The sequence below is a fragment of the Actinokineospora sp. PR83 genome (assembly GCF_021056305.1).
GTDB classification, from domain to species: Bacteria; Actinomycetota; Actinomycetes; order Mycobacteriales; family Pseudonocardiaceae; genus Actinokineospora; species Actinokineospora spheciospongiae.
On sequence record NZ_JAJCXD010000005.1, the window covers coordinates 215,962 to 226,859 of the forward strand.

Below are 10,898 nucleotides of genomic sequence, written 5' to 3' on the forward strand. Positions count from 1 at the left end.
CCGGAGCCGACCACCCGCCAGCCCGGCCCGCCTGCCAAACCGAACCCCGGCGGGCGCAGCAGGCGACCACCCCACCAACCGCAGACAAGGCGGCCAGCCGCCCGAAACCCCATCGGGCGCAGCGAAAGCCGGCCACCCCGCAACCGCAGGCCCGGCTACGCAAAGGCCCGAGCGGATCCACCCGCCCGGGCACCACCACTAGACGACCGGCGCTTCAAACAGGGCAGACGGATCCACTCAGGCACCACCTACGGCCGAACAGTCACCGAAACCCGCGCAGTACCGACAACCCCAGCCGAAGGGTCGAACAGCTCGAAGTAGAAGTAAGCACCAGGCTCCAAGTCGGCCCCAGCCAACAGAGGCACGGACACAACCGCCGAAGTGCTCCCGGGCTCCAACGTGAGAACCCCCCGAACCGAGCTGTAGTGCACCCCGTCGACCGCCGTCCCGTTCCGAGTCCGGAAGTGCACGGTCACCGGAGCCTCCGGAGCGGCGCTGATGTCCACCGGGATGTCCACGTGCTCCGGTCCCCAGTAGATCTTCCCGGCGTCGACCCCGAGGACCACCCCCTCGTCGTTGAGGATCTTCCCCACCGCCACCGCCCGGGTGATCGCCACCCCGCTCGCCTCGTACAGCTCCACCCGCACCACCTCGTCGGGCTCGACCTTCTGGTCCGGCACGACCGGCACCTGCACCGACATCGGCGCCCCGCCGCTGACCGCGAGGACACCGCTGACCGCCGTGTAGTCCTCGGGGGTGTTCGCCACCCCCTCCCCGGCCGGGGTCACCACCGTCCGGTACTTGACCGTCCCGGCGCAGCCCTCCGTCGCGGTCACGCCGAAGCCCATCTTGGCCCCGCCCAGGCTCCCCTCGTACATGGCGGTGTCGAGGATCGCCACCTCGCACCCGCTCGCCGCTGCCGCCACCCCGGGCACCGCCCCCAGCCCCAGGATGACCGCCACAACCCCCAGCATCGCCTTCCGCATGATCCTTCGTCCCCTCTGGTGTCTCCGACCTGCGGGTCCATTGGTAGTCGGCCCCCGTTGTGAGTCGGTTGTGAAGGGCCCGGGGCCTGTCGAAGGCGGCTGCCGATCGTGGTCAGCCCGGTCGGCCTTCCTTGCCGCGCCGGACCTTGCGGACGGTGGTGGTGATGTAGGTGAGGGCGCCGAGGAGCACGCCGATGTCGTCGAAGAGGATCGGGTCGGGCAGGAGGTCGATCGGGAAGACGGTGTAGGCGATCGACCCCCAGAACGCGACCTTGGCGGGGAGCGGGGTCTCGGCGCTGCGGATCATCCGGTACTTGCGCCACAGGGCGAAGAGCAGGCCGAGGACGACGACCCCGCCGACCACGGCGATGGTGATCAGGAGAGGACCCCAGGGGATGTCACTCATCACAGGCTCCGAAGGGGTGGCGGGGACGACGCGGCCCACGCTACCCGCTGTCCTGGTCCTGCCCCCTCGGCTGACCGCCAGTGCGGAGGCGATCCGGGACGCCGCCGCGCAGCGGGGGCTGCGGACGGTGCGGCTGCCGACGTTCGAGGTGCCGGACGGGGTGGTCGGGCACCACGTGCACGCGGGCCCGAGCTTCGCCGACGTCGTGGCGCCCGCGCTGGGGATCGGGTTGCTGGAGGCGCCGGTGGACTGGTTGGCCCGGTTGCCGGAGGAGTTCACGCGGCGGGACGTGCGGTTGACGACCATCCGCGAGGCGTGGGCGGTGCGGCACCCGGTGTTCGCGAAGTCGCCGAACGACAAGGGCATCCGGGCGATGGTGTACGGCGACGGGACCAAGTTGCCGGGGGCGGACGCCGTTGAGCCGGACACGCCGGTCCTGGTGTCGGACGTGGTCGGGTTCGACACCGAGGTCCGCCTGCACGTGCTGGATTCCGCCGTGGTCGCCGCCAGTCGCTACGCGAGTGCCGGGTCGCGCTCCCTGGGGCAGGCGCCGCGGGACGCCGTGGCTTTCGGGACCGAACTGCTCGGGGCGGTCGGGGACACCCTGCCCAGCGCGATCGTGGTCGACGTCGGCACGATCGACGGGCGGTGGGCGGTCATCGAGGCGAACGCCGCCTGGGCGAGCGGTTGCTACACCTCGGACCCCTCGGTCGTGCTGGACGTGATCACGCGTGCGGCGCGGCCGGTGGAGTCGATCGGCGCGCACGACCGGCGTTTCCTCCGGCCGACGGGGTGACCCGCGGCCCGGGTGGTCGGTGCCCTCATGCGCGATCCGGCGGGGCGGACCCGGCACGTAGACTGGCGCGGTGCCAGGGCGATCCCCCCATCCGGAACGGCGCCCCGGGTCAACTTCCCAAGATCAAAACACCGCTGAGCTGGTAGAATTCGATGTTGAGCCGGGAGCCGGGAGCCGGGAGCCGGGAGCCGGGAGCCGGGAGCCGGGAGCCGGGAGCCGGTGGTCCACGGTCACGGCGATCCGCACGGTCCTCGTGGTCGTGCGCTCCCCCGCCGCCCTGCACCGGTTGATGGACGTCCTGCCGGTCTTCGAGGGTGACCCCCGGGTCGAACTGGTCTTCACCGTCGACGGCGGGTCGTGGTTCTCCGACCGGCTCGTGTCCGCGCTGCGGGAGCGCGGGGCCATCCTGCTCCCCTGGGGTGAGGCCGTCGGGCGGTCGTTCGACCTGGCGCTGGCGGCCAGTGACAACGGCGACCTGCACCGGTTGGCCGCCCCGCTGGTGCTGTTCCCGCACGGCGTGGGCTACCAGCGGTTCGCCGCCCACGAGGCGGGTGCCGTGTCGGGGCTGCGGCGCTCGACCCTGGTGCGGGACGGGCGGGTGGTGCCCCGCAGGATCGTGGTCAGCCACCCCGGTCAGCTCGACGTGATCCGCGCGGTCGAGCCGCTGCTGCTGCCGCGCGCCGTGGTCGCGGGCGACCCGTGCTTCGACCGGATCCGGGTGAGCGGGCGGCTCCGCGACCGCTACCGGGCGGCGCTGGGGGCGACGGGCAAGCGGCTGGTCGTGCTGTGTTCGACCTGGGGGCCGCACTCGCTGTTCGGCAGGCAGCCGGGGCTGCCCGCCCGGGTGGTCGGCGCCGTGGCGGCCGACCTGAACCGGGTCGCGCTGGTGCTGCACCCCAACGTGTGGGCGAGGCACGGGCCGTTGCAGGTCCGCGCCTGGCTGCGGCCCGCGATCGAGTCCGGGCTCGTGGTCGTGCCCCCGGAGGAGGGGTGGCGGGCGGCGCTGGTGGCCGCGGACGTCGTCGTGTCCGACCACGGGTCGTTGACCTCGTACGCGGCGGGGGCGGGGGTTCCGGTGGTGCTCGCGGAGGACGGGGGCCCGGAGGTGGTGCCCGGGTCGCCGATCGACCGGCTGCGCGGGCGGCTGGCCAGGCTGCGCCAGGACCTGCCGATCACTGGGCAGTTGGACTCCGCCGCGCCGTTGGAGGCGGGCGTCGCCGACGCGCTGTTCGCCTTCCAGGGGCGGTCGATGGAGCGGGTGCGCGCCATGGTCTACGGCGAGCTGGGGGTGCAGCCGCCGCGCGGGCCCGCCCGGGTCAGACCCGCGCCCGTGCCGGAGGTCGACGTGCCGACCCCCACCGCGTACTCGGTGCGGGCCACGCTCGGGCCGGTCGAGGACGGGCGGGCGACCGTGGAGCTGGCCCGGTTCCCCGCGCTGACCTACGACGAGGACCAGCCGCACGCCCGGCACCTCGCCGCGGACGACGCCGAGGTCGACCCCGGCTGGGCCGAGCGCGCCGCCGTCGTGTGGAGCACGACGCGGCACGCCTCGACCGCGCGGGCCGGGGAGTGGGCCGCGGCGGCGTTCGCCGGGCTGCCTGCCCTGCGGGTCGCGGTGGCCGCACTCCGGCACGGTGGGCTGCTCGTCGCCGTTCGCGGTGGCGGGGCGGTGGTGGCGGCCGGGCCGGTGGACGCCTCGCTGGTGGGCTCCGCCGTCCAGTGCTGCCTGTCGCGCGGTGTGCCGCTCGACCGGTTGCGCCGCCTCACCGTCGTCGTCGGGTCCGGCTCGACGACGGTGCGGCTTCACGCCCGCTGAACGATCCCCGCGATCAGGCGGGCCGCGCGGGGGCTGCCCATCTGCTCCAGCAGTTGCACGGCCTGCCTGCGGTGCGCGTCCTCGTCCGGGCCGCCCAGGTCCGCGAGGCTGATCAGGGCGTCGGTGGCGTCCGCGGTGTTGCCCTCCGCCACCGCCTGCTCGACGGCGTCCAGGAGCGCCCGCCGGGCCTCGTCGACGCGTCCCGCCGCGGCGAGCACGGCCCCGGTGCCCGCGAGGATCTTCGGCAGCAGCACCGCGGCCGGACCACCCGTGACGAGGTCGCGCGCCTCGGCGAACAGCGCCAGCGCTTCCTCGACCCTGCCCAGCCTGCCGAGGGCGCGCGCCGCCAGCGCGCTCTGCAACGCGGTCCCCCGCACCAGGCCCAGCCCGCGGTTGATCGCCAGCGCCCGCCGGAACCAGGTCAGCGCGGTCTCCGGGTCGCCCTGCCGCAAGCAGAGGTTGCCGGTGAAGTCGTACACCGAGGCGGCGAACCGCTCGGGGATGTCGTCCACCAACTCCTGGGCGCGGCGGAGCTGGGCGTGGGCCTCGTCGAAGCGTTCGAGTTCCTGGAACGCCTTGGCCAGCAGGCAGCGGCAGCGCGCCTCGGTCTCCCGGCTGCCCGTCAGCACGGCCGCGTCCACCGCGACCTGCCCCGCGCGCACCCAGGACGACAGCGGCTTGCGCGTCTTGTAGAGGGCGAACAACGCCTCGAAGAGCCTGCACACCTCGGCGTTCCAGCCCTCCGCCGCCGCGGCGTCCAGGATCGCGAGGAGGTTCGCGTGCTCGTGGTCGAGCCAGGCCAGGGCCTCGGCGGCGGACACGCCCGCGGGCCGTTCACCCCGCACCGACTCGGGGTCGGGGACGCGCAGGCGCCCGGGGTCGGCGGCCAGGTCGGCGCCCATCGCCTCGGCCAGCCACCACCGCACCGCCCGCTCGCGCCAGTCGCGGCGCACGCCGTCGCCGTCCTCCTCGGCGGTGCGCTGCAGGGCGTGGCGGCGCACCAGCCGGTGCAGGCGGTAGGTCTCGGCCCGGTCCTCGGTGACGAGCCCGACGGCGAAGAGGTCGTCCAGGTCCGCGGCCACGTCGTCGCGGGGCCGCCCGGTGATCTCGGCGAGCGCCTCGACGCCGATCCGGACCCCGATGACCACGCCGACGACGCGGTACAGCTCCCGCACCGGCCCGGGCAGGTCGCCGTACACCTGGTCGAACGACTCCAGCACCTTCGCCTCGACCGACCCGTTGGCGGGCACGGCCCGGCGCAGCTCGGTCAGCAGGCGCGACACCGGCCACGACGCCCGCAACCGCAACCGGCCCGCCACGGCCTTGATCGCCGACGGGTGCCCCTCGTAGGCGGCGACCAGCTCACGCGCCTGCTCCACCTGCGCGTCCACCCGGTCCGCCCCGCACAGCCTGCGCAGCAGCTCGACCCCGTCGTCCACCGACAGCGACTCCAGCGGGACGTCGAGCGCCCCGTCCGCGAGCAGGTCCTCCAGCGCGCGGTTGCCCGCCACGACGACCATGCTCCCCGACGAGTTCGGCAGCAGCGCCGACACCTGCCCGGCGTCGGTCACGTCGTCCATCAGCACCAGCAGCCGCCGCCCGGCGGTCATCGACCGGTACATCGCGACCCGGTGCTCGAACTTCGCCGGTATCCGCTGCTCGGGAACGCCGAGCCCCTGCAACAACCCCCACGCGGCCTCGCTCGGCGCCCCGGCCTCCGGCCCGAACCCCACCGCCAGCACACCGTCGGTGAACAGGTCCGCCGCCGTGGCCGCGAACTGCAGCAGCAGCGCCGTCTTCCCCACCCCCTGCATCCCCCGCACGGCGGCCACCCCCGGCCCCACCCGGTCCACGGCCTCCGCCCGAGACCGCAGCTCCGCCAACGGGACCTCCCGGTTGACGAACGGCGAGGGCGGCGCCCCGGCCTGCGCGGGAACCGCAGGCTCCGCCTCCGGAGCGCCCAGGTACACGTTGTCGATGTTGGTCGCCTGCACAACGCCACGCGCCGTACCGGACATCTCATTGCGCGACGACGAGTTGTCCACCGCTGGTGACCCCCACAGTCCGAGGTGTGCGGCCTGCAACCCTAGTACGGACCGCGTACGGTCGTGCACGAATCCGCCGATCGACGGCGGGGAGCCGGATGGCGAGGACGTAGCGTTCGTCGATCCCCCGGTCGTGGCTGACCCCGGCCATCTCGGCGCCGGGCGGCAGCATGATCTCGCCGAGTTCCAGCGCGCCGCCCACCGTTGCCCGGTCGCCTGTCGATGTTCCGACCCGCGTGGTGTCCTCCCGCACGTCCGTGCCGTTCGAGGGGGGCGCAGCCCGCGGATGCGAAGCCGAGCAGCAGCACACCCAGGAACAGGCGGGTCGGGGTGTTCACCGGGTGGGATCACTCCTGGTTCAGCGCACAGGTCTTCACCGACCCGGCAAGATCAGGTCACACAGGGTGCTTCACCGGGGGTGCGCGAGGGCTTTCGAGTGACCTCATCCTTCGACATCCTGCCCCCATGCCAGTTGCCGACCACCTCCGAATTTACCACGGTGAAGATCTGCCCCCTCGACCAAATGCGGAACAACCCATCCGCGATCGGGAAGCGGTCTGATTCAGGTCGCTCCCCGTTCGCCGCATTCCGCACGGGTTCGCGGCGGCGGTCGACCCGGCCGGCCCGACCTCCTCGCCGCCCCGGCCCGGTGCGAAGCTGTCCGCGTCGGGGCACCGGGACGGGTGGGGGCGGCTGGGAGTGGCGCAGGGGAGCGCGACCGGGCAGGACGGGCCACCGGGCGGCGAGCGCACCGGGGGGCGGTTCGAACCGGGGTGGTGGCTGGTCCGCGTCCTGGGCAGCGTCTTCATCGGCGCCACGCTGGTGTCGGTGCGCCCGGGGGAGTTCGACGGTCCCGAGTGGGCGGTGGTGGCGGCCTGCGCGCTGTGCTGGGTCGCCTTCACCCTGCTCGACACCCGCCACCCCCGGTCGGCTGTGGTGGTGCTGGCGGTCAGTTCCGCGCTGCCGTCGGCGCTGACCGGGCCGGAGGCCAACGGCAGCGCGGCGATCCTGGCGGGCATCACCCTGCTCGTGCTCGCCTCGCACATGACCCCGCCCGCGCCCGCCATCCTGGCCGCGTGCGGGCTGGACGTGGCGATCAGCGCCACCAGCTACGCGCTGGCGGGCAGGCCGCTCGGGTCGACCGCGGCCACCGCGGCGGTGCTGCTGCTGGTCACCCTGATGGGCCTCAACCGCAGGCAGTACCGGGTGCAGGCCGAGCAGAACCGGCGGCTGGTCGAACAGGTGCGGCGCACCCAGCACGAGCAGGCCCGCGCCGCCGCCCTCGACGAGCGCGCCCGGTTGGCCCGCGAGCTGCACGACCTGCTGGCCCACTCCCTCGGCGCGCTGAGCGTCCAATTGGAACTGGCGGAGGCGCACCTGGGGGAACGCGGCGACCTGGAGCACGGCCTGGCCCACGTGCGCCGGTCCCGCGCGCTGGCCGCCGCGGGCCTGGACGAGGCCCGCGAGGCCGTGGCCGCGCTGCGCGCCGACGTCCCACCCCTGCCCGTGGCCATCGCGGCCCTGGTCGCGGGCTACCGCCTGGACCGCGGGATGCACGTCGACCTGGTCACCGAGGGCACCGAACGGGCGCTGCCGAGTGCGGTGTCCGTGGCGGTGCTGCGGGTGGCCAGGGAGGCGCTGACCAACGCCGCCAAGCACGCCGGGGGCACCCCGGTGGCGGTGCGGCTGAAGTATGGTGTCGGCGACGTCCGGCTGACCGTGCGCAACCCGCTGCGACCAGGGGACCCGGCGGCCACCCGGGACGGCGGCCACGGCCTGGAGGGGATGCGCGAGCGGGTCGCGCTGGTGGGCGGTGCACTGACCGCGGGAGCGGAGTCGGACGGCGACGGGCCGAGCTGGGCCCTGACGGTGGAGGTGCCTGCGTGAGCGAGGGGACCGGTGGGGCGGCCACCCGGGTGCTCGTGGTCGACGACCAGCACGTGGTCCGCGAGGGGCTGACCGCCCTGCTCGGCCTGGTCGACGGGGTCGAGGTGGTCGGCTCGGCCGGGGACGGGGCAGCGGCACTGGCCGCGGTGGCCCGCGACCGCCCGGACGTGGTGCTGATGGACCTGCGCATGCCCGGCGTGGACGGCGTCGAGGCCACCAGGCAGATCACCGCGCGGCACCCCGGTGTGGCGGTGCTCGTGCTGACCACCTACGCCGACGACGAGTCGATCGTCTCCGCGCTGGACGCGGGGGCGCGTGGGTACCTCACCAAGGACGCGGGGCGTAGGGAGATCGCTGCCGCCCTGCGCTCGGCGGCTGTCGGGCAGTCGACGTTCGACCCGGCGGTGTCACAGCGGCTCATGGCGGCTCTGCGTCGGTCTGGTCCTTCGCCGCAGCAGGCTGGGGCGCGGGCGGCGAAGCCGGGTGGGTTGACCGAGCGGGAGTTGCAGGTGGTGGGGTTGATCGGGGCCGGGTTGAACAACACCGAGATCGCTGCGAAGTTGTTCATCGCGGAGACCACGGTGAAGACGCACATCAACAACGCGTTCGCCAAGATCGGGGCTCGGGATCGGGCTGGTGCGGTGCGGTATGCGTACGAGCACGGGATCGCAGGCGGCTGAATCCGGTTCCGGCAGTGGGCTCGGCTGTGCCTGTGGTGCACAGCGCCGGGATTCTCGGGGGGCGGGCTACGCGACCGCGGTCGCCTCCCGGCGGTCGCTGCCGGAGCTGAGGCGGGCCGAGCGGACCCAGGTGCCGATGGTGCGGACCAGGACCATCGCCATGGCCATCAGGACGAAGAACGCGGCCAGGCCCTTGGGCTCGACGCCGTTCTCCACCAGGAACTCCGCCACGCTGCGGCCGAAGGAATCCACGTTCTCCAGCGCCCAGACGAACGCCAGGCGGCCGAGCAGGACCACGAGCCAGATCAGCAGGTACGGCAGACCGGCCCGGGTGTAGGACTTGCCCTCGGCGTGGTCGCGCTCGACCCGCATGGTGGCCAGCAGGCCGAAGCCGATGCCGAGCCCGGTGGCGGTGCCGATGGCGGCGGCGAGCACGTTGGGGGTGGTGATGCCCATGCCGCGCAGCACGTCCCAGCCGACGAACACCACGAGTGCCAGCGGCAGCAGGACCTTGACGATGCCGAACTTGTGCCTGCCGACCTGGGTGGACAACACGATCGCCAGGAGCACACCGCTGAGCATGAGCGCGTCGCGCATGCTGTCGCTCACGGGCCACCTCCGGTTTCCTCGTCGTGGGGTGCCACTGACAGCGCCCCTGAGTACGAGGTCGAGCGTAGGGAGCGGGGCGGCCCGGCACTTCCCCTCGGCGGTGGACTCGGTGGTGGAGATGCGTGGGCGGGTGGAGGGCGTTCTCCACCCCGGATCTCCACCCCGGAGTCGACTTCGGCCCGCACGCCGGTCGTCACCGTCGACGGGGCCCGAACGAGGAGGTCCGGTTGATCAGCAGCCTGTCAGAGTGGGCGGGTCCCCGGGACCGGGCGACGTCTTCGACGACATCGTGCCGGTGGTGCTGCCGGAACACCAGGGCTGTGGACAACCCAGCCCGGGGCACCGGGTACCTGCGGTAGGGTCACCGACGCACGTGGGGGTGCGGCCGGGGGGCCGCGGGACCGGGGGGTTCGTTCGTGATCGAGGAACAGCAGACGACGACGTGGTCCACCGGGGCGGGTGCCGTTGACAGCGTGGCGGGGTTCGTCGACTCGCTGACCGCCGGTGCCGAGGGCGAGGGGCCCGACGTCATCGACGTGGCGTCGGGTGTCGTGGTGGACGTGGTGTCGTCGTTGGCCGACCCGCTCTCGGCGGTGGCGTCCGGTGAGGCGTTCCGGGCGCGGGTGGACGAGTTGGCGGGCCAGTTCGAGGCCCTGGGCAAGACGATGGACGGCACGGCGGCGATCCACGCGCTGTCGGGGGTGCTGGTGTGCGAGCTGCGTTCGTTGGTGTTCGGTTGGATCTCCGACCTGATCGGTGAGTCGGTCGCCGGAGCACTGATCGCTGCCGCTTCCGCTGCTCCGACCTTCGGTGGGTCGATCGCCGCGCATGCCGGGTACGCGGGTGTGCGCGGTGCCACCATGGCCACGAAGATCGCGGGCAGGCTGGGCTCGGCCATGAGCCGGGTGGGCGGACGGCTCGCCGAACTGGGCGCCGAGATGGACGGACCGGCCCAGGGGACGCGCACCTCCTCGGGCGCGCAGCGGATGCAGGACGTCGCCCGCGGCGTGGACCGCGCCCTCGACGCCGCCGACCTGTCCAAGGGCGCCCACGACGCGGTCACCCCCTACGGCGTGCCGCCTGTCCGCTGATGCCCGGTCGCCGCAGACACTCCGCCCCCGACGGCGGTGCTCCCACCCACTCTCCCCGCCCCGCCCCTACCGGGGGCGCTCCCGCGGGCCCCGGGACCACCGGCATGGACCCCGACCGCGTCGAGTCCCTCGGCGGCCGCATCACCAACCGCGGCTCCGACCTGCGCGGCGGCGTCCTCGGCAAGCTCAACATCAGCGCGGGCCCCGCCAGCGCAGGCGTCTTCGGCCAAGCCGCCATGGGCCCCGCCGACGCCGCCATCGCCCGGGCCAGGAGCACCGTCGAGGGAGCCGCCACCGCCGCCGAGGACGCGGGCGGCAAGGCCAAGGCCAGCGCCCAAGCCGCCCGGGGCACCGACCAGTCCGCCTCCTCGACCATGGACCGCCTGGGTCGCAACACCCCGCCACCCCCCGAAACCCGCTCCACCGCCAAGCCGTCCACCCCCACGAGCCCCGCGCCCCCCACCCCCTCCCGCACGAATGCCCCCCGAGGCACCACCCCCACGTCGACGCCTAACCCGCCCCGCGGCACCGGCCCGACACCACCACGCCCACCCGCGCCCCCCGACAGCACCGGCCACCCCC

General features: G+C 74.0%; 10 protein-coding genes and 1 pseudogene. 6 read left to right on the forward strand and 5 right to left on the reverse strand.

Features of this window, described 5'->3' with window-relative positions:
- Positions 1 to 248: 248 nt before the first annotated feature.
- Together L6E12_RS02120 and L6E12_RS02125 are read right to left on the reverse strand one after the other, a co-directional pair.
- Positions 249 to 986 (reverse strand): Calx-beta domain-containing protein, encoded by a 738-nt coding sequence (locus tag L6E12_RS02120; RefSeq protein WP_236226160.1) that lies wholly within the window; start codon positions 984 to 986, stop codon positions 249 to 251.
- 112 nt (positions 987 to 1,098) lie between these two features.
- On the reverse strand, positions 1,099 to 1,392 hold the full coding sequence (locus L6E12_RS02125; protein ID WP_236226161.1) for a YkvA family protein: 294 nt from the start codon (positions 1,390 to 1,392) through the stop codon (positions 1,099 to 1,101).
- On the opposite strand from L6E12_RS02125, the gene L6E12_RS02130 reads away from it, so the two are divergent.
- On the forward strand, positions 1,382 to 2,188 hold the full coding sequence (locus tag L6E12_RS02130; protein ID WP_236226162.1) for an ATP-grasp domain-containing protein: 807 nt from the start codon (positions 1,382 to 1,384) through the stop codon (positions 2,186 to 2,188). The two genes, L6E12_RS02125 and L6E12_RS02130, sit on opposite strands and share 11 nt — an antisense overlap.
- 259 nt (positions 2,189 to 2,447) lie before the next feature.
- Complete coding sequence (locus L6E12_RS02135) at positions 2,448 to 4,004, forward strand: hypothetical protein (RefSeq protein ID WP_236226163.1); 1,557 nt, start codon at positions 2,448 to 2,450, stop codon at positions 4,002 to 4,004.
- Here the strand turns inward: L6E12_RS02135 and L6E12_RS02140 are convergent.
- Entirely contained in the window at positions 3,992 to 5,998 is a 2,007-nt protein-coding gene (locus L6E12_RS02140) for a tetratricopeptide repeat protein (RefSeq protein WP_236226164.1), read from the reverse strand. The two genes, L6E12_RS02135 and L6E12_RS02140, sit on opposite strands and share 13 nt — an antisense overlap.
- 25 nt (positions 5,999 to 6,023) lie before the next feature.
- On the reverse strand, positions 6,024 to 6,302 hold the full coding sequence (locus L6E12_RS02145; protein ID WP_236226165.1) for a hypothetical protein: 279 nt from the start codon (positions 6,300 to 6,302) through the stop codon (positions 6,024 to 6,026).
- Positions 6,303 to 6,748: 446 nt separating this feature from the next.
- On the opposite strand from L6E12_RS02145, the gene L6E12_RS35245 reads away from it, so the two are divergent.
- Together L6E12_RS35245 and L6E12_RS02155 are read left to right on the forward strand one after the other, a co-directional pair.
- The gene (locus L6E12_RS35245; protein WP_236226166.1) at positions 6,749 to 7,936 is read left to right on the forward strand and encodes a sensor histidine kinase; all 1,188 of its coding nucleotides are present in this window, start codon (positions 6,749 to 6,751) and stop codon (positions 7,934 to 7,936) included.
- On the forward strand, positions 7,933 to 8,616 hold the full coding sequence (locus L6E12_RS02155) for a response regulator transcription factor (protein WP_236226167.1): 684 nt from the start codon (positions 7,933 to 7,935) through the stop codon (positions 8,614 to 8,616). Before L6E12_RS35245 ends, L6E12_RS02155 begins: the two co-directional genes overlap by 4 nt.
- A gap of 66 nt (positions 8,617 to 8,682) precedes the next feature.
- Here L6E12_RS02155 and L6E12_RS02160 read toward each other — a convergent pair whose 3' ends face one another.
- A complete protein-coding gene (locus L6E12_RS02160) occupies positions 8,683 to 9,225 on the reverse strand; it encodes a DUF1453 domain-containing protein (protein ID WP_236226168.1) in 543 nt (180 codons plus the stop codon).
- Positions 9,226 to 9,641: 416 nt separating this feature from the next.
- Here L6E12_RS02160 and L6E12_RS02165 point away from each other — a divergent pair, with 416 nt between their 5' ends.
- Both L6E12_RS02165 and L6E12_RS02170 read left to right on the forward strand, forming a co-directional pair.
- Entirely contained in the window at positions 9,642 to 10,316 is a 675-nt protein-coding gene (locus tag L6E12_RS02165) for a hypothetical protein (RefSeq protein WP_236226169.1), read from the forward strand.
- Positions 10,317 to 10,420: 104 nt separating this feature from the next.
- Positions 10,421 to 10,898, forward strand: a pseudogene (locus L6E12_RS02170) (hypothetical protein); the annotation flags it as partial.

What these genes read in the sequence shown, in the direction of transcription:
- L6E12_RS02120 (WP_236226160.1), bottom strand. Translation starts at nt 986, where the DNA reads ATGCGGAAGGCGATGCTGGGGGTTGTGGCGGTCATCCTGGGGCTGGGG.
- L6E12_RS02130 (WP_236226162.1), top strand. Translation starts at nt 1,382, where the DNA reads ATGTCACTCATCACAGGCTCCGAAGGGGTGGCGGGGACGACGCGGCCC.
- L6E12_RS02125 (WP_236226161.1), bottom strand. Translation starts at nt 1,392, where the DNA reads ATGAGTGACATCCCCTGGGGTCCTCTCCTGATCACCATCGCCGTGGTC.